Annotated in this window: 15 protein-coding genes; 1 reads left to right on the top strand and 14 read right to left on the bottom strand. The window is 43.9% G+C overall.

What is annotated here, in order from left to right:
* The coding region (locus ACKI5J_RS08460) for an NAD(P)(+) transhydrogenase (Re/Si-specific) subunit beta (RefSeq protein ID WP_407428471.1) at nt 1–196 on the top strand (196 nt) is incomplete at its 5' end.
* A 95-nt stretch (nt 197–291) separates the two neighbouring features.
* Here the strand turns inward: ACKI5J_RS08460 and ACKI5J_RS08455 are convergent.
* The 14 genes from ACKI5J_RS08455 to ACKI5J_RS08390 form a co-directional block, all read right to left on the bottom strand.
* Nucleotides 292–1,515 (bottom strand): MFS transporter, encoded by a 1,224-nt coding sequence (locus tag ACKI5J_RS08455; protein WP_407428469.1) that lies wholly within the window; start codon nt 1,513–1,515, stop codon nt 292–294.
* 268 nt (nt 1,516–1,783) lie between these two features.
* On the bottom strand, nt 1,784–2,284 hold the full coding sequence (locus tag ACKI5J_RS08450) for a GNAT family N-acetyltransferase (RefSeq protein ID WP_407428467.1): 501 nt from the start codon (nt 2,282–2,284) through the stop codon (nt 1,784–1,786).
* Nucleotides 2,285–2,653: 369 nt separating this feature from the next.
* Nucleotides 2,654–2,863, bottom strand: coding sequence for a hypothetical protein (locus tag ACKI5J_RS08445; protein WP_407428465.1), 210 nt, complete (start codon nt 2,861–2,863; stop codon nt 2,654–2,656).
* A 351-nt stretch (nt 2,864–3,214) separates the two neighbouring features.
* Nucleotides 3,215–5,353, bottom strand: coding sequence for an alpha-glucuronidase family glycosyl hydrolase (locus ACKI5J_RS08440; protein ID WP_407428463.1), 2,139 nt, complete (start codon nt 5,351–5,353; stop codon nt 3,215–3,217).
* A 13-nt stretch (nt 5,354–5,366) separates the two neighbouring features.
* On the bottom strand, nt 5,367–6,419 hold the full coding sequence (locus tag ACKI5J_RS08435; protein WP_407428461.1) for a glycoside hydrolase family 76 protein: 1,053 nt from the start codon (nt 6,417–6,419) through the stop codon (nt 5,367–5,369).
* A 53-nt stretch (nt 6,420–6,472) separates the two neighbouring features.
* On the bottom strand, nt 6,473–8,422 hold the full coding sequence (locus ACKI5J_RS08430; protein ID WP_407428459.1) for a glycoside hydrolase family 97 protein: 1,950 nt from the start codon (nt 8,420–8,422) through the stop codon (nt 6,473–6,475).
* Nucleotides 8,423–8,452: 30 nt separating this feature from the next.
* Nucleotides 8,453–9,871 carry a glycoside hydrolase family 125 protein gene (locus ACKI5J_RS08425; RefSeq protein ID WP_407428457.1) on the bottom strand — a complete coding sequence of 473 codons (1,419 nt, stop codon included), beginning with the start codon at nt 9,869–9,871 and terminating at the stop codon, nt 8,453–8,455.
* A 21-nt stretch (nt 9,872–9,892) separates the two neighbouring features.
* A complete protein-coding gene (locus ACKI5J_RS08420) occupies nt 9,893–11,017 on the bottom strand; it encodes a glycoside hydrolase family 105 protein (protein WP_407428455.1) in 1,125 nt (374 codons plus the stop codon).
* Nucleotides 11,018–11,200: 183 nt separating this feature from the next.
* A complete protein-coding gene (locus ACKI5J_RS08415; RefSeq protein ID WP_407428453.1) occupies nt 11,201–12,226 on the bottom strand; it encodes a LacI family DNA-binding transcriptional regulator in 1,026 nt (341 codons plus the stop codon).
* A 63-nt stretch (nt 12,227–12,289) separates the two neighbouring features.
* The gene (locus ACKI5J_RS08410; protein ID WP_407428451.1) at nt 12,290–13,195 is read right to left on the bottom strand and encodes an ROK family protein; all 906 of its coding nucleotides are present in this window, start codon (nt 13,193–13,195) and stop codon (nt 12,290–12,292) included.
* A 7-nt stretch (nt 13,196–13,202) separates the two neighbouring features.
* Nucleotides 13,203–14,495, bottom strand: a complete 1,293-nt coding sequence (gene fucP / locus ACKI5J_RS08405) for an L-fucose:H+ symporter permease (protein ID WP_407428449.1) — start codon at nt 14,493–14,495, stop codon at nt 13,203–13,205.
* Nucleotides 14,496–14,617: 122 nt separating this feature from the next.
* Nucleotides 14,618–16,600 (bottom strand): hypothetical protein, encoded by a 1,983-nt coding sequence (locus ACKI5J_RS08400; RefSeq protein WP_407428447.1) that lies wholly within the window; start codon nt 16,598–16,600, stop codon nt 14,618–14,620.
* Between the two features lie 18 nt (nt 16,601–16,618).
* Nucleotides 16,619–19,348, bottom strand: a complete 2,730-nt coding sequence (locus ACKI5J_RS08395) for a glycosyl hydrolase 2 galactose-binding domain-containing protein (RefSeq protein ID WP_407428445.1) — start codon at nt 19,346–19,348, stop codon at nt 16,619–16,621.
* Nucleotides 19,349–19,383: 35 nt separating this feature from the next.
* On the bottom strand, nt 19,384–20,059 hold a 676-nt coding region (locus tag ACKI5J_RS08390), incomplete at its 5' end, for a glycoside hydrolase family 76 protein (protein WP_407428443.1).

Raw genomic sequence — 20,059 nt, 5'->3', positions numbered from 1 at the left:
TCCGCAAAGCCCTATTTACGGCATGCCGATATTAAATGTTGACAAAGCCCGTACAGTAATTGTATCTAAACGGAGTATGAATGCCGGTTATGCGGGTATAGAGAACGAACTGTTCGGCTTTCCAAACTGTTTGATGTTATTCGGAGATGCAAAATCCTCTATGTCTAAAGTGGTAAGCGAGTTGAAAGAGCTCTAAACAATAATTAAGTAATTACAAATCTGTTGTTAAATTTTGATTCTCGCCATGCTTGCATAAAGACTTTATGGTTGTTGTTATCTAACTTCTGTATGTCACTCTGCTCTGCTCTTACCTAATTGCATTAGCCCAGGCGTCAAAAAAGAAGCTACGCCTATCAGCATCACCGATACACCCGCTATTAAAAAGGCATTTGAGATACCAATAATTTCCGCAATAAAACCCGTGAACAGCAAACCGATTAGGCTTGGAAGAATAGCCATACTGAAATACAGAGAGAACACGCGCCCTAACTTATCGGGTGTCACTTCCTCCTGAATGATTGTCATAAATGCCGCAGAAAAAATAGACATGGTGATCCCACCTAACGTAGTAACAATAACGAATCCCACAAACCAGGAAGATGGGAACCAACCGGAAAGCACAAATGTGAGCCCAAGAGCAACGTGCATTGCATTAATAAGGACGACTTTGGATGTTCGGATACGTAGCAGTCCAAGTACCGATCCCCCAACAAGCATTCCTATTCCCCAAACAATCTCCACAATGCTCATCTCCCATTTCCCCCCGCCATAATGCCCCGTCGTTAATAAAGGGAACATAATAGCAACCGGCATTATAAAAAAAGTCGCGATCATGGAGTACAGAAATAGCAGACGTAGTCCCAAGTGATGGTGGATTGCATTAAAACCCGCCTTAAGCTCGGATAGGACTGTCGCAAAAGACGAACTGACAGGTGTTACCACCCGTGGAATCGTAACGAATATCAATGATGTTATCGCAGCGAAAGCACCTATCACATCAAGGTACAGAACCTGATAAATAGGAAAGTAAGTAATGGCTAAGGTTCCGAGTGCCGGCCCCGCAATGCTGCTAACCGACTGTATCATTTGATTGATACCCGAAATACGAAGCAACTCCTGTTGGGGAACAAGCAATGGAGCGATGGCCTGCATCGCCGGAGAATGAAAAGCACTACCCAATGACCGGCAACCCAGCAACAGGTAAATCCACATAAGGTCAACGCGCTCCTCAGTGAGCACCAGCGTCATCAGTAAGGTACACAGTGCAATGAAGGCATCAGAAAGCACCATTACTTTCTTCCGGTCCCATCGATCAATAAAGACCCCGGCAAATGGCCCAATTATCGCTTGCGGCAACAAACCCGCAATCCCGGCGAAAGCAAGGACTTCTGCTGACTGAAACTTTAAGCTAAGCCATACAATCACCGCAAAATTCACGGCAGAGCTCGTTAGCATAGATATAAATTGTCCCGACCATATAAATAAATAAATGCGGAACCATTTCTGGTTTTTCATGAAGTTTAAGAAAAGATATACAACAATATAAGAACAACCTGATCTCAGGTGTACTAATTACTTAAAAGAGGAGAATCCCCTATTTAGTTAATCCAAGGCTTAGCCATAAGTGTTGTATAACGAGAGGTGTACATACGACGAATTTATAAATAAATGAGTAAAAACGAAAATCTTTGTACCACACTTTAAGCTCCTTTTTACCGTAAATAATCTGTAATCCTTATTTTTCGATGATGGGCGCTAATACCCACTCCATCAATTATAACGGTCAGTTTTTAATTAAATGTAACTGGAAAAACGTAGTGTCGGTTGACATGAGCGGAAAATACACAGGCAGGTCTTCTTTTGCAATACTTTCAAAACCGTTTCGCTCATAAAAACGATGCGCCGCCTTTAACTGTTCAACAGTCCCCAGCTGCACAGTGTTGATATCCCGATCGCGGCAAAACAGAAGTAATACATCCAGAAGTTTTTGAGCCGTCCGCCATTCTTTGCCGCGAAAATCTCTCTTGACGAACATCTTGCGAATGCAGCCTGCGTCATGTCCCGTGTTGATCAGCCCTATAGTGCCAATTAACTCTTCATTTACAAAAGCGCCCCAAAAGCAGCCGCCGCCATTATGATAATTGGAATCAATATCTAACAGATCGGGCTGCTGGTCGATCGTAATACTTAAGCCAAATTCCTTTTGCTGAATGGATAAGATCAGGTTAATTACCTCAGGTGAATATTCGTTGTGAATAGGCTTTATTATAACTTGTGAAATCATTTAGCAAATTATAAAAAAGTTCATTGAAGGACGTAGTACCGTCGAATTAACCAGGGTCAAATTCCACGATCCACTCAATGCCAAATTTGTCTCTGAACATTCCAGCGTAGGTACCCCATGGACTCTCTGATTGAAATAATATATCATGCTCTTTTCCTCTTCTTTTGAATTCTCTGCGACTGATTTGCGGTATATAGCTGGTAAGTTAAGAAATCTTCCTGGTTGAGGGTATAAGTTAAGGTCATGAAGAAATAATATACGGGTCAGCGAATTGCTTAGATGAACAGTCAATTTTATGGTTTATATGGAAATCCATAGGCATTCAGGTAAAACTTATTCTTTATCATGACGATCATATGCTCCAGCGCATCATAATAATTCCTTTTGTACTTCTGCATCGTATGAGATAAGGCTATCAATGCGGGTTCTCCAAAACTCTGCGCCATTGTAAGAAACCTTAACTTCCGTATTCCTGAGACTCGACAGAAATTCCACAGCCTTTGCCTCTGTTGCACCCATGTAAGAGGTGGTGATGATCTTCAGCAGATTGTTGGAGATCAAGCTTAGGAAGTACGTCAACTTATATCTGGATAATCTTGTTTGATAGATCCGCTTGCTTCAATAGACTATCATCTCCTTTAAACTCGGTTAATGCCAAACGAATCGTCTCTGCCAAATACTGGCTCAAGCATGTAGCAGCTTCTTCTTTGTCTAATACCGTTATTATGGATGCTCAATCTTCAACAGGTAAATGATTTCGTTCCTGTACTTTAGACGAAAAGGGTTCGGTTCACCCAATGACTGACGAACGACTGCATATCTTGCTACTGAGCGCTCATAACCCAACAAAATATTATTTAAACAGTCTAATATCGTTAAGATCGTAAACCCCTGGTATGTCCTGCGTGTAGCTCTAGTCCCGTATAAATATTACCGGGAATCCCTATCAGGAAACGAAATTCGTCTATAGTGAGAAAACGGCTTTTGGGGCTTTTTATATACGTCAGGTATAGGACGTTTAGAGAAGGTCTGCCAATAAAGAACACTACCGTCACGCCACCATTCAGCCTCTCTCCTGTGCTCGGCGAGCAACTGATTCACCTGCTCAAATCGATATCGATCTATCTTACCTTCAAGACGGCTCCAGGTAGATTCCATTTTCTTTACCGACTCGACTCCCCCGTAGTACCTTGAAACGAGCTCATTCCAAAGCGTGTTTCCTGATTTCATCCGATGATCCCAAGGGACATGATGAAACCACAGTAACAACCTGTCTGGAACCGTATTCATATTTTCTAACGTATCACGGAGGGGTTTATAATACTGACTTACGGCATTACTACCGGTAGATGTCCGGTCTACACCCAGACCAACAGAGTCTGCATGATGATAATCCCAAGCATCCCAATTTGGATCTTTATACCATGGCCCCGGGCCATAATGGGTGGCAAAGTTCATGATATGATTGAGTCCCAACGGAGTCATATAGTTCACTGCGACTTCCCTCGATTGTAGCATTATATCCTTGACGGGCTCAACAAAATCCGAATCTACTGAAAAAGTCATCTTGATCCAGTCTTGTGCGATAGATGCCGGATCAGTATCAGGCTGCCAAGCCATGCGGCCAAATGCATACCAGTTTGATTGTCCAAATGGATGCCCTGTCCAATTTATGTCACTCCCTATATTCGCTACCCCGGCGATACCTGATATCTCATGCTTTTCCAGCTCGCCGCTAACTACTTTGGCTATACTTGAACCTTTTCCTTTTGCATATGTATCAGTGTTCAAATATTCTTTGAACAAAGGAGCCAGGTATACCAAATTTGTAGAAAACCCGAAATATTCCTGTGTCAACTGAAACTCTATCATTAGTGGCGTCTCAGGCATGGCGCCAAACAGAGGATGATACGCTTCTCTGGGCTGAAAGTCGATAGGGCCATACTTAGGCTGCAACAGAACATTTTTGTTGAACTTTCCGTCCAGAGGCCTGAATTCATCATAGGCCTGTTTAGCTCTGTCCACGCCTTTTCGATTTTCATAAACAAAAGCACGCCACATGACTATTCCATTATACGGCTCCAACGCTTCGGCCATCATATTTGCCCCATCCGCATGAGTTCGCTTGTAATCCTGCGGACCTGGCTGACCCTCAGAATTGGCTTTTACAAGAAATCCCCCAAAATCCGGTATATAGCTATAAATTTCCTTCGCTTTATCTTTCCACCATTGCCTTACACCTGGATCAAGTGGATCAGCAGTATTCAATCCACCAATTTGCTTAGGCGCGCTAAACTTCGCCGTCAGATAAACCTTTACGCCGTATGGACGTAGCGCATCAGCTATGGCAGCAGTTTTAATCAAATACTCCCTTGTGAGGCTCTTTGAGTCGGCATTTACATTGTTCAACACAGCTCCATTTATACCGATGGAAGCATTCGCCCTAGCATAATCGATATATCGCGGGTCGATATAACCAGGTAACATCTGCCAGTCCCAGATAGATGAACCTGCATAGCCCCGCTCTATCGTACCATTTAAGTTGTCCCAGTGATTTAAAACACGATGCTGAATCCTTGGGGCCTCAGAAAGGTTCAGGTCGGCTATATCACTGTGTACTTGCATTAACCGAAGAAAATGAAATACGCCATAGAGAACACCAATCTCGGTATTCGCAGCGATTAGCCTTACTGTCTGATTGTTGACTTTTACATTGCGTATCAAATATCCCTCGTTTCCGAGAGCTTCCAACTTGGACGACAACCCAAGTGATGCTATAGCGTCTGATGATTTCGGTGTTCCAATCAAGAGCGTGCCTAAACCAACCTTTTCACTCTCAGGGAGTTTTAAATCCAGCAACCCTTCCATGGCAGTTCTCACCTCGAGACGTGCAGCATCAAAGGTTTTAGAATCTCCCGGAAATACAATATTTTTCAATACGTTCTTATATTGACTACAAACCTGAGGATTTTTAATCTTCTCGTATCGTAGCCAGAGATTATATCCCTGTTCCGCACGCGAAATGTTCGCCGATAAAATCAGCAGAATGAGTAGTATTCTATTTAACATGGCATGAGTCTTTTCATTGTTTTTTCGCTTCAAGCTGGGCGAGTCTTGCAAATATCTCAAGCATACCAGCCTGGTCAATCAAGCTCTTCGTCGCATTCTTTCCTACAAGTCCCCTACTGTCTATCTCCTGCATCCAAATCCGGTCAGCTTCCACTTTATAGAAATCAATCCATTTTTGATCCTGATCAACCGAATACAACTCCTGATAACCTCTTAACATGACGGCGTTGAACCAATAATGACCAGGTAGTTTACCATTTACAAAAAACCGTTTTCTTCCTGCTAATGCGATCGCTTGCGCTTCTTTGAGATAATCTACCTTTCTTGTTAGCTTGTACAGCAAGACATTAGACTCAAGCATTGTCCCTGTATTGTAGGTATACCTCGTCTTGTCAATTCTCCCCGAAGGAATTTTGACAGCATCATAATATGTCCCATCTTCTCCTTTAAACATACTGTTGGTCCATTTATAAAGATCAAGAGCAGAACTTAAATATTTCTTCTCTGCAGTAGCTTGATAAAGTTTAAGAGCGACCAGAATTCCGGGGCCATTTGAACAAGTATTTTTTGTCGTAGAGTCTCGCTCTTTCCAATAAATACCACCACCCATAACAGAGTCCAGCCCGGTCATCATAAACTTGTAGATCATTTTAGCCTTGTCCAGGTACCGTTGCTCCTTTGAACGATTATAGGCATCCAGGTACGCGATAGCGATCCATTGATTGTCGTCAAAAAAGCGATGGCTCCATCTTTCGCTTCGTACATAATCCTGATAAGCGGGAGCAGGCTTATCATCATTGTAATATCTCTCTATTGCCCTCTCTACGGGTACCATGTATTCTTTGTCCGGATCAATTACTTCGAGTTCGTTTACTCCCTGAATAAGCGCGCACAGCGGCCATAACCATGAATGAGAGTTGTCGTTTTTTGAACGGTCTGTTGTTTCCAAATACAAGCCACTCTGCGTTTGCAACAGATATCTGTTTAAATTTTCGTGGAGGTTCCGGGCTCTGGCAAAATTATTTGCTTCCTGACCGTGGACCACTTGCATTGAACTTATGAACATCAGCATAGTCGATATAAAGTTCCTTCCTCTAAATCGTATCATCCAGGGTTGCACTACTTTATAGCTGATATTTTCGCTACCCAGCCTCCGCCAGTTGTCATACTCATATTTACTTTCGAATTCCTGTCTACTTCAATCGTTTCCATTTTGAAGTCTTTCGCATTTCTATCGGCATTGATTCCATCTTTCCAGATATCCATCCTAAATTTACCGCTTCCAAGGAAGGACAAATCCAGGTTCAGATCTCTGGCCGTCCAGTCGGTCATTGCGCCTACGAACCACTCTCCGCTTTTAGCCTGGCGGGCGATAGCCACATAGTCCCCAACCTTTGCATGCAGCGGAACAGTTTTTGACCAGACCGCAGGTACAGCTCTTAAAAATTCCATACTCTCCGGCTCACGATAATAATGGGTAGGAATATCACATAGCATTTGGAGCGGACTTTCAAAGACCACATACATGGCAAGTTGATTGCAGCGCGTTCCCAATGTCATGGGTTCTGCGGGAACACCAGCAAACGCCTTTTTCTGTACATTCAGCATTCCTCCTGGAGTAAAATCCATTGGTCCCGCCATCATTCTGGTGAAAGGTAACGTTGTGGTATGTTCTGGACTGATAGACCCGGCAAACTTGCTAATTTCATTTCCCAACACCCCTTCTGAAGTCAACACATTCGGATAAGTTCTGATCCAGCCTGTAGGTTTATAAGACCCATGGAAGTCAACCAGCATTTTCCTGGATGCCGCTGCCTTTGAAACCCGCTCGTAATAATTCACCATATCCTGATCATCTCGTTGCATAAAGTCAACCTTTATGCCCTTAATGCCCCATCTCTGAAATTGATCAAGCGCAATGTCCATCTGCTTATCCAGAACAAGCCAACTGGTCCAAAGTAAAAGGTCAACTCCTTTGGAACGCGCATAGTCCGAAAGCTCCTGCACATTTATATCTTTGGATTGCTTCAACAAGTCCCGCGTATCACACCAGCCCTCATCAAGAAGAACATACTCAATCCCGTATTTAGAGGCAAAATCGATATAATACTTATACGTATCATTATTAATCCCCGCACGAAAATCGACGTTGTAAACGTTATTATAGTGCCACCAATCCCATTGCACTTTCCCAGGCTTCACCCAGCTGAAATCACCTTCGGAAGGTTTGCCCAACAAGTAAACCAGCTGATTATTCAGAAGTTCCTTCTCATCCGGGGCAATCATGAGGATTCGCCATGGGAATGATTGGGCACCGTTGACTTTGGCAAGAAAGTCCTCCCTTGCCGTCACTTTTTCATCTCTGTCACTGGTAATTTTCTTTTCTTTTGGATATGGAGGAAACACGGCCTGCAATACACCCTTGCTTTTCCCTCTTAACCACATTCCGGCATAGTTGAACAAACTGGATTCGGTTAGCAGCACTTTTGTCCCGCTGATATCAAAAAGCGCAGGTAAGCTTGCTAGTTTTTTTGCGTCAATGCTGTCAATCCTATAATTCTTGTACTCTCTCTCGTTGTGCGAATAGAAACTTTCCTCTTGCGGATACCAGGATCTGCCGTTCCCGTCAAAAGTAAAATCCGCTTTTTCCTCCAGTACCTTGTACGCACCTTTGTTATTTGTAATCCACTGCCAGGCCACCCCATTATCATATGCCCTGAACGCCAAAGACAGTCCATTACTAAAATCGAGGTAAAGTACATTATAGCTGTCTTTTATTGTACTACTCTTCTGTGGCACTACGGGGGTTATTACCGATGAATGTGATGCTTTAGAAGACTTCGATACTCTCCACCCATTACTTTTATCGGCATCAGTTCTAAAATATATGGCTGATGAACCCACAAGCTTCTTCTTATTATAGTTGACGCTGTAACGAACACTGTCGTCTACAGTAATATTCAACTGAATAGCTTTATCAGGAGAAAGAACGGAGAACTTTTTCTGTGCTTGGGCAGTATTGATAAACAACCCCAGTAAAACTGAAAACGTTAAAATTTTGGTATGCATAATTTCTATGATCTGTCGTGTATAATGTACTTAGGCGAGCAATGCGGGATTTTCTTTATACGTCTTCCAAAGAAGCTCCCCAAACAAGGTGTTTGTCCAGGCGAACCACGATCTGGTGAACTTTTTCGGGTTGTCCTTGTGGAAAGATTCATGCATGAATCCGGTATCGCCATGTGTCTTCCTTAACGTCTCTATACACACCCTGATTTCGGCTGCATCCGTTGTCGTCAGAGCACGCATGATGATACTCATTGGCCAGATCATGTCCTTCCCGATATGAGGCCCTCCTACTCCTGCTGCCGCGGTTCCTTTGTAGAAAAATGGATTATATTCTGAAAAAACAAACTTCCTCGTATTCTGGTAGATGGGGTCATTTGCAGATACAGATCCCAGATAAGGCATTGATAACAAGCTCGGAACATTAGCATCATCCATCAAATTGTAGCTTCCCATTCCGTTAACTTCAAATGCATAGATTTTGCCATATACCTGATGTTCAACCACTGCATGTTCAGCCAGAGCAGCCTGAACCTCATCAGCCAAAGCAGTGAGTTTCCGACTGGTGTCTGTATCTTTCGCAATATCTTTCATCATTTCCGCTGCTTGCCTCAGACTCACCACGGCGAAAAAGTTGGATGGTATAAGAAAGGAGAAGAGCGTCGCATCGTCGCTGGGTCGAAACGAAGAACAGATAAGCCCAACCGGCTTAACAGGATAACCAAACCCTTCCATCGGAACCCCGTCTGTTGCCCACGATGTTTTCCGTTGAAAAGAATAGGGTCCGTCGTTCTCCTTTCTTTGTTGTTCTACAAATGTCTTTAATGTCAATTTAATCGCATTTTGCCAGTTCTGATCGAATGGGGAGGTGTCCTTTGTTGTCTTCCAATAGTTAAATGCAAGTCTTATCGGATAGCATAAAGAGTCTATTTCCCACTTTCTTTCGTGAAGCCCCGGCTTCATGTCCGTTATGTCGGTCTTCCATTCTCCTTGCTTATTTTCATCATCGTAGAACGCATTGGCATACGGATCTTTTAAGATGCAGCGCGTCTGCCTGTTGATGACACCGGCAATAAGATCTTTCAGAGATTTTTCCTGAGTGGTAAATGGAAGATAGGGCCAAACCTGAGCAGAACTGTCTCTTAACCACATGGCGTCAATGTCGCCAGTAATTACATAAGTATCAGGTCTGTTATTTTTTATAGAATAGGTTACGGTTGTATCTAGGGTATTGGGGAAACAATTCTCGAACAACCATGAAAGTTCCTGATTCTTAACATTCTTTTTAAATTCTTCGATGGCCTTTTCTATGGCCTTACTGGTAAAATGTCTGGAGGCTAAAGGTTTTCTAACAGTAGGAAAACCGGGAGCGCTGGCAAAGGAAAGATTCGAGCTAAGCAAGTATCCTGCACTTAGTATACCGGTATTTTTTATAAAATTTCGTCTTTTCATACAAATAAAGCTTAAGTCAATTTATTGTAAAAGCGCTGTAGCACACCACAGTACGGGTGCCTGGCCGTGCATATCTCCTGTGATACGTTTTCTGTCTAAATAATACTGTCTGTCGTTCTTTTTATTTGTCCCCTCACAGACTTCCCTGACATCACCATCCGGATTGATATAGGTGGTTAATGCCAGCCATCCCTTGCGAGCTGCGGGAGCGAACTTCTTAGCGTCCAGCCAGCCTCTCTTTACTCCCGATATCAATGCGTAGGTAAACATCCCGGTACACGAGGTTTCTTCCCAGGATTCTTTGTCGTCAACTAATTGCAACCACATACCGCTTTCGGCCTGATAGGCAAGCAGCGATTCCATCATTTTTTTATATCCGGCCAGGACCGGCGCATAATATGGGCTGCTTTTCGGCAAAGCGGTAAGAAGTTCAGTCATTCCTGCCGCCATCCATCCATTTCCCCTGCCCCAGAAGAAGGGCACGTCCGGTGCATGATAGAAAAGACCATTTGGCCTTTGCAGATGTGAAAGATAATAAACCATCTCCTTTGCTGCTCTGTCTATATAATGGCGATCGCCCGTTGCCCTATACGCCTGAGCCTGAGCCAGCGTAATCATGAACATATCGTCAATCCACAGACGAGTTTGCCAGGTATATCCACTATCCAGCAATCTTTTATACTCTGGCCTGGCGTTTTGTGGCATCTCCCACTGCTTGTCGGCAAAGTCCTTTCCAAGAGTGAGATAAGAACGCTCTTTCGTCTGCATATATAGTTCGAGAGGAAGAGCTCCAAACACGGTATGATCGACATGGTCTGGTTTGGGCATAAGCTTTCGCTTCTCGGTCAATAAGGGCTGAAATCGAAGTTCCAACTGGTCCCGAAGACTTACATCTTTTCGAAGCTTCGCAAACTTTAGAGCGCCGTACCAGGTACAGACCTCTGAATATGTAATAGAGGAGGGAGGTGTAGGAAAACCGAAGTTTGTATGCGGAGTGACAACATAACGTCCGGTTATCAGATCTCCAACTTCTTGAGGCGACTTACCTTCAGGCCATTTTTCCAGTAGTTTCTTCTGACCATACGCCTTAAGTCCTAATATCAGCAGGATACTAAGCGACAGCGATACTCCTTTGCTTGCTTTCATTTTTAAGAATTTTCAATAGACACGGTTAATTGATTAGAATAAGACGCCGGCTTTAGTCAGGCTTACGACTGTGATCCGTATAATTGGCAGCTCAGATCTATTCTTACTCAAAAATATACAACTAAATTGATTTAGCAAATAAATTTTCAAGCATTAAAGTAACAAAGCTGTGTAATTAACGGGCTATTTAAGACTGTATTTCGTCGAGTCCCGGACGATTAGCGAGGTGGGGAGTATAACATTCTGAATATCTTTCTTTGGAGATGAACCATCCATTCGACCCAACAGTATCGATATTGCATGTTCTGAAATACCTTTTACAGGCTGGGATACCGTACTAATGGAGGGAGAATGTAATTCAAATAGATCGAGCTCATCAAAAGCCATAACGGCTATATCATCGGGTATTTTCAATCCTAAGGACGAAATCGCCTTCAGACCACTTACTCCCAGATAGTTAGTAGAAAACACAACAGCCTGCAGATTGGACTTCTTCTTTAGAAAAGCAACTACTTGCTTTACAATATTATCCGGACTTTGATGATAAGAAATTTCCTTAATATAATCGTTCAAACCATGCTCGGATATCGCTTGCTCGTACCCTTTTACCCGATCCTGCATTTGAGATTGCAACGAATCCAACGTTACAAAGCCTATTCGTTCATATCCCTGCCCGATTAAATGAGTAACAGCATCAAATATACTGCTAGTTCCATCGATACCGACATAATCCGTCTGCACGTCCTGCAGAAACCGGTCAAATAACACGACCGGGGATCCTGCCTTAATGAGGCCATTTACATCGTCCTCAATGCCTTCGGGTGGTGCGATAATATAGCCGTCTACCTGCCTGTCCTGAAAAATACCGATGAGTTCCTTTGTTTTAGCGGTGCTGTTATCAGTACTGCAATAGAAGATCTTATACCCGTTTCTATAAGCATTTTCCTCAATCTCCCTCGCAATGGTGGCGAAAAAGGGGTTTGCGATATCTTCAACCATCAAACCAATGATATTGGATTTACCGGTACGCAATCCGCGCGCAAGCACATTGGGTTTATACCCTACCTCTTCAACGAACTTTAATACCCTTTCCACTAGCTCATCGCTGATCCTTTTCTCTTTAGCCCGCCCGTTTAAAACAAAAGACACAGTGGTAGTAGATATATTAAGATGCTTTGCTATGTCTACTATTGAAATATTCTTTTTCACCTTATAACGTTTAACAGCACTGACCTACGCTCCTTTTGAGTGCATAAATCAAGCCAGATTAATTTAGCAGCGTTCGGCAGATTCTGCAGGCGCCTTACCATCAACCGGATACCATAAACTACCGGCTCCAACTATCGCCGCTTCTTCACCTAAAGCACCCCTTAAAATGGGTATCGTGTTGTTTTCCTGATATATTCTACTCTTCAGATTTTTTTCAAAAAGAGGAAAAGATTGCGCAATGTTTCCCCCCAGTATAACTGCGTCGGGACGTTGTTCGGAAATGACAATATTCAGAAAGTCACCAAGATTAATACCAAATTCCGAAAACACTTCAGCTGCTTGCTTTTGCTCTTCAGCTAACAAAGATAAGGTTTTTACATCTTGTACATTTTCTCCGGTTAGCATCTTGTATTTCTTCAAAAACCAACGGGTTGATAAATAATCTTCCGCAATACCATCTTTGAAGGCACTGTTCCATAAGCCCGCGTCCACAGCAAGCCCATCGCAGTAAAACGATGAGCCCAGTCCCGTGCCCAGGGTCAACCCCGAAATAGCTGAAAAACCAAGACCAGCGCCGCCAAATGCCTCCCCCTGTAGAAAACAGGAAGCGTCATTCATCAGGCGGATCTTCATTGGAAGGATACCCAGAGATTCCGATAATAGCGTTTTCACATTGAGGCCGTGCAGGGAATCATACTTCTGCTGATCTTTAATATAACAAATTCCATCTTCATAATCAAATGGACCAGGCATCCCGATACCAATCTCCTCAATCGCCGACTCAGCGGAAAGAGAAGACTGACTTATCGCGCTGCTCCATGCGGAAATGATACTAACGACATCACTCTGAGAATCAACACTCCTCCTGATCAAGGTTTCTTTGAGAACCTTTCTCTTCTTCAAATCCACCACAGCTGCAGTAATATGAGAGCCGCCTATGTCGACTCCCATTACTAGAGATTTAAGCATATATATTTTAATTTATTTTATTGTTTTCCCCAACCTTGTAGAAGGACCACCCGAATAAGAAAACCACCAGATAACATATGATGGGCATATAATAGGATACAGCCACTCCGGAATGATCCGCGATACTGCCCATTACGAAAGGAAACAGTGCCCCGCCAACTACTCCCATGGAGATAAATGAGGACGCTTGTTGGGTATGGGATCCCAGTTCTTTAAGCCCGAGACTGAAAATGGTTGGAAACATAATGCTCAGGAAAAAATTAATCCCCAATAGAGCACTAAAGGATACCCATCCCCATCCCTGAGCCACTATTAAGCACATCACTACGTTTGCAATGGCAAAAGTAGCAAGCAATTTATTGGGGGCAATGCTTCGCATTAGAAACGTGCCAATAAATCTTCCTGCCAACATAAGCGCCATGAACAGAACCATGTAGTTTCCGGCCGTGGCTTCATCAAAACCCATCACTTCATGCCCGTAATTAATAAAAAATGCCCATGTCCCGCTCTGAGCTGCGACATTGCAAAATTGGGCTAAGACTGCCCATCGGAAATGAGAGTACTGAAACAACCCCTTTTTACTTCCCAAACTGAATTCTTCACTGCTTGCACCAACCTGCGAGCCGTGAGGTTCAACAGTCCCGGGAACTTTAACAAAAGAGAAGCAGACCGCAATGAATGCGATAACACCCCCAATCACCATATATAGGAGCTTAACGGAGGTGAGGTCGGTATTACCTGCCACATTGTGTCGGAGAAGAAAGTATGACCCTATAGCGGGACCGATGATGGCACCCAAAGCGTTAAAAGACTGAGCAAAGTTGACGCGCTGGTCGCTTGATCGTTGATCGCCAAGAGAGGCCATAAATGGATGCGCCACCGTTTCCAGGGTGGAAAGACCACAACCGAGGATAAACAATGCCACGCCGAAAAAGGCAAAAGAAGAATTGTTGGCAGCAGGAATAAACAAGAATGACCCTGAGGCAAACAAAGATAAACCAAGGAGCACTCCCTTTTTGTAGCCGAACTTTTTCATGAACAATCCTGCCGGAATACCCATAACGAAGTAAGCACCGAATATAGCAAACTGAACGAAGGCAGACTGCGAGCGTGACAGGCTGAGTGTATGCTGAAAATGCTTGTTCAGCACATCACCCATAGTAATCGCCACTCCCCAAAACATAAACAATGAGGTGACGAAAATCAATGTTGTTAAGTACTTTTTATCAGTGAATGCTACTCTGCTATTCGCCTCTTCGGCGACGTTGCCGGACTTTGTAGAGGATTCTGTTATGTTCATTCGGAATGCAATTAAATATTAGGTGTTAAATGGATTATTCAGGTTGGAAGACTAGCTTACGACAAATATAATAAAACGTTTTAGCATGAAGATAAAAGAAGCTTTTTTTTAAATTTTGGGTATTATTTCCCTTTTGTTTCCCGCTTTCCCTGATGGAAATCCAGAACCAGCTGCTCGCCTTGTCGCTCTATAACGACTTGTTTGGAATCAAACGCTGTTTCGGAATAAGGATTCTGAAATCTGGAAAATTTCGAAAGGGGTACCGCTTTGTTTTTTACAGTGAAAGGAAGGGTCCATCCAAAGCTCACCAAACCTACAATGGGCGAATGATACTGTACTGCTAAAGAACTAAATTCGATTTTAGCAGCGCTGAGCTTTTTTGCAAAGTTCTCAAAGCTGCCATATGCCTCCCGATTGCCCATCTCGCAAATCCAAACATTATCCGGTTGGGTCACCTTCAATTCGTTCCTGATTCCACCTTTGTCTACTCCCCAAACCAATGAGTTCTGAGAAAATAAGGCGATATAGGCATCTCCTTTTCGTGCAAACACTACTTTATCTTTCTTGATAAATTCGTCGAACGATTTTACAGGAAAGTATGCGTGCGAAAAAGGAAGCTTGTCTTCAGGAGGCGTATTGTAGATACAAACCAGCACATTCTCAAATTGAGCGGCCCGCGGCATAATTTCATTTCCTACCCAGAAATTTGGCGACCCGCTCTCCTCTTTGGAGCCCGGATGGTTGGTAAAAACGAGTGCTTCCGTTCCCATAGTCGCCTGCCAGATATGCTGCTGATAACCCCTGCTGCCAGGTCTGTAATCCTGCACGCTGCTGAGCATGTAATCTTTATTACGATAAGTCGCGATATTAGCTTCCGACAACGCAAACCTGTCGAGGTAAGGAGTAGTTACCTTTCCCGACTCTTTAATTTGAGTCTCATAGATGTTAATATAGTGATCGTAGTTCTTATAAGGCCAGGTATCATATTTCTCAGACAAATACTTTGACATTCTTATAACACCCGGATGAATAAACTCCTGCATTCCCCAAAAGAGATGTGCATCAGGCTCCTGATCAAGTGAGACATTATATAATGCTGCATCTTCTACGTTAATACTTTGCCTCTGCTTATTGTAGATGGTAATAGAATAATCATTTGCGATGCCCTCGATTATAGCGGGACAACGATACGTGCTGGTTACAAGGGAAACAGCGCCCATAGACTGGGGTGAATTAAATTTCCCCACACCGAACATCAGCTTGGTTATGGATGACGTAGACTCTTTCGCGGGATTTTTAACGGGAATAACGTATGCCCGGCCATGTGTAGAACCGAAAACACCTTTGAAATTGTTAAGGGCCATATCATACATGAGCAGATCGATCAGCACACCGGCCCGGCGACTGATATCTTTATCCTCCGCAAAATCGTACAGATTGCAAAGCAGCATGAGGTCCACGTCATAATATGAGTTGGAAAGCCACTCGCTAAAACCAAACCGGCTCCTGTACTCTAGCCATTTAACGGCCAGCTTTCTGGCATGCTCCATATGAACCTGACCATTTTTGCCGTCCTTAAAGATCTTATTTTTAAAAAGCTGTCCTGCAAGAAGCTCGTCCGAATGATATAGCCCCTGGTGATTCTCTGTATGATAACAGCGATAATGAGGATCCTTAATCGGTTCGTCCCACCAATATTTAAAACTCAAAAGACACTTCTCAACCTCTGCAAGCAAGGAAGCTGATAAGAGGTTTCGCTCTTTGTTGACGTAGACCAGTCTCAAGAGCCCTCCTACCGCAAAATCATTACAGTCCCGATTCTCATAAACCACCGCGATAGCTTCCCGTACTAACGCCTCATCCACCGGCAAACCGGCATGAAGGCGTGCGACCTGGCTAAACACACCCTCTCTCCCTCCTGTCTTCCCATTGACCGCACAATACTCAAGATATAGCTTCTTCCGTACCTCGAAATTCGCCTTTGGAGATGTCCAAAACTCATCTTCCGGATGTTGCAGCCCTTCTGCTCCTGCTCCCTGAGGCTGGATAAAAAACGCCGCAGTAATGGCGAGAAGGCTTAACGTGAACTTGGCAATATTCTTCATCAGATTCAATTTGGCGTGTTATTTCAGCCTGGGGCTGATAGTGTTTCTCTTTATGCGTTTGACTGTTTCACCTTTCGTGTTCCAGGCATCAACAACCAATAGCGCCCTTCCTTTATACCGACCCAGATTTTTCACTTCAACATCACGGCTTTCTCCCGGAAGCAGCGAAAAAAAGTTATCAGAAAATAAGATCGGCTTTATACTATTACCCTTCTTGTCCATCATCTTCAGCCTGGTAAAAAAAGAGATAGAAGATCCCGTATTTTGTACGCTAACCAATGTCCTCCCGCTTTTTTTACGAGGGCTACGCACAACCAAACTGGTTTCCGGTAGCTGTTTAAGCTCCTGAAATCCGGAGACCGCAGGTCCGGTCATGCTCCAGGCACCCTTATACTTATCCTTTGAACGCCAATAGAAACTGTCCGATACTTTGTTCCCATGGTTATCATTCAGGCTAAGGTAAATAAAATGGACCTGCGAAATAGTCGAAGGAATATCCAGCTTCAGGGCATCATTCACCACTCCGTCTGCGGGAATGTCGATGTTCTTTGAGATGGCGGATATCTTGCCGGAGTTTATGTCATAAAGAGTTGCTACAATAGTATAGCCTGCGAAGGACTGCCGAAAATCATTATATACCGACACAGTGTTTTTCAGGTAATCAAACTGCGCATGCAGAGGCTCAAGGCCGTCCTGCGAATAATACAGACCGGCGGTAGGCTCGAGAGTCCAGTCATATAATCTGGCTGAAACCTGAGGAACAGGACTATTGTGATACCAGAATAAAAGCCCGGACGCAAAGCGGTCACCATAGTCAAATTTATTATAATTCCAAACTTCCCAGATAGCCCGATAATTCATAGCGCCGACAAACTGTGCCTTTCTTGAGAACTCCTCAATCGATCTGGATTCCCCAAATTCGTCAACCGCCTGCTTATACTTCGTGGTGATCTGATGAAATCCTCCACCATCCATATAATCCCACACTTGTTTATCAATGGGCCATAATTGGCTTGCCGGCATCATCTTTCTGAGTGACTCATAAACAGGTAAGCAGGGTGTTCCATATTCTGGATTAAATCCATCAACCCGGCTACCTCGCGGCGACGCAGTATTTTCAAAATACTGCATCGGGTTCTCGTACTTATAAGGACTTCCGTCATGGATACCGCAACACTCAGACTGAACCTGGTAGCCTCTCGTGCTATCGAGCTGATGAATCAGTTTCCCGGCTCCTTTGAGCTCCGTCGACTCATTTGCAGAGACATAATAAGCCTGAGCAGGGTGATTTCTGATCCGCTTCACCGTAGACTCCAAATTCCGAAAGTATAATGCCGTATCGGAGGGAAAACGCGTGTCCCCCGTAATCCAAAACTCTGTCCAAACCAGTATACCCATTTCATCGCAGAGATCATAGAAGTAATCAGACTCTGCTATACCTCCGCCCCACAGGCGGATAAGGTTAATGCCTGCCTGCTTGGTATACCGCAATTCGGCATAGGTACGTTCCTCATCATTTCTTAACATCGCCTCAGGAACCCAGTTAGTACCCCTTATAAATACAGGATGACCATTCACCAGGAAACGTCTCGATTCATCAGGTGTCTTTTGATCTGAGGTAATCTCCCTTATTCCAAATCTGGTCGAGACCTGATGACTGATCTGACTATCCGCGGTCTCAAACTCCAGATCAAGAGTATAAAGATGCTGTGCTCCTTTATTCAGCGGCCACCAGAGCTTCGGATTCATCATCTTCAGTTCCGGGAATTCCGAAGTACGCAATACAACTATCTTTTTCTCCGACGGACCCAATTGGACCGGCTTTTGAAACGATATATCGGTATCAGCGATCCTGCCTTTTAAAAGGCCGTTTTGATGCGCCGCCGTCGCATTAACTACCGTTACAGATATAGTTTGATCAGAGAATGAGGTGTCAGGAAGAGGCAGTTTCGTTTGCACAAATACATCTTCAAGAACTGCGTCACCGGTAGCATACAACTCAACATCCCTCCATATACCCGTGTTCCTGTCTCGAATCCCGTCCGGGGCAGTAAAATCCCATCCCACACTCATTAACATCGACACATTACGGCCGATCTCGCCATCACCTCCGTTCTTATTTTCACCAACAGCCCCCACTCGCTGATTTCTGTCTTTTCTGCTTGATCCCGGAACATCAACAGGAACTACTCTTACAGCAAGAGCATTTTCACCTTTCATGTTGATAATTTCGGTCACATCGAAACTCCTGGTATTGAACATGCCGGCCATTTCTCCTAGCTTTTTACCATTCAGCCAGATTTCGCTACGGTAATTAATACCGTGAAACTTCAACCATTTCCGTTTATTTTTTAAATTGCCCGGTACCCTGAAAAGTGTCCTGTACCAATACGTATAGAACTCCTTGCCTACCTCAGAGATATCAGGTATGAGCTTTTTGGATATCCGGTTATTGTCGCCGAAATAAGGATCAGGATAAACTTGGTTATGAACCAGTGTTGTAAGCGCAGTACCCGGAATCACTGCTTCCTGCCAGTCGTTATTCCGGTAAGAAACATCAGATACATCCTTCCCCCCTTCTAACACCTCGCTTGCTTTTTTAGCCACCCAATCGGTCGATCCTCTGAATCCTGCTTTTGAGCGAAGAAATACCGACTCCCGGGAAGATGCCTGTGATATTGACGGCGCTTGTGCGAAGAGTGAATGATAAATAAAGGTCAGCGTTAGCAAAAAGATAATTCGTTGCATAAGTATTAGTATGACAAGATAATTCAGCGTTCCCTCTAATCCAACAGCTTAAGCCTTTGCAACTTATCCACGCTTTCAAAGAGCATTGTTCCACTAATATGCACAGAAGCGTCACATACCTTGCTGGCAGGTAAGGTTTTCCAATCATTGCCGAAAATATTTCCCGGGTTCAGCGTAGCTTTCGAATGTAAGCTCACAGCATTACTTTTCAAGTACTTCAGGAATTTCTGCTTTGTAGCTTCGTTCACGCCACCACGAACTATATATTCCGTTAAATACCTGATAAATACACCTTTGAAAAGCCCTCCGTCACCAGTATTTTCACCCTTCAGTATACCTCCTGGTGAGAATCGCACCTGATCTTCCACCACGTAGGTCGAAGTTCGCAAAGCGTCCACCATGTAAGTATATTGATTGGTTATCAGATATAGTTCCATAGCCGCACCAATAAAAGTGCCCTGGTTATACGTATAGATATCGCTTTCTTTCGTGTTCCCGTGCGCGTCCCACACCAGACCCCGCTCAGGTTCCACAACGTAATTTTTAAGCCAGGCATAGATCTTCTTGGACCACTCCAAATCATCAGGATTTCCGTTCAACTTGTACATTCTCGCCGCGATGATCGCCGCCGGTGCATTTGAACAGGCGTTTTTCGAGTTTGGTGAACCTGTCGCCCAGGCTATGCCGCCATTCTTGACGTCGCTCCATCCC

This window comes from Arcticibacter sp. (assembly GCF_045629565.1).
Lineage (GTDB): Bacteria > Bacteroidota > Bacteroidia > Sphingobacteriales > Sphingobacteriaceae > Arcticibacter.
The sequence above is the reverse complement of the archived record's forward strand: the minus strand, read 5'-3'. Positions and strand labels throughout refer to the sequence as shown.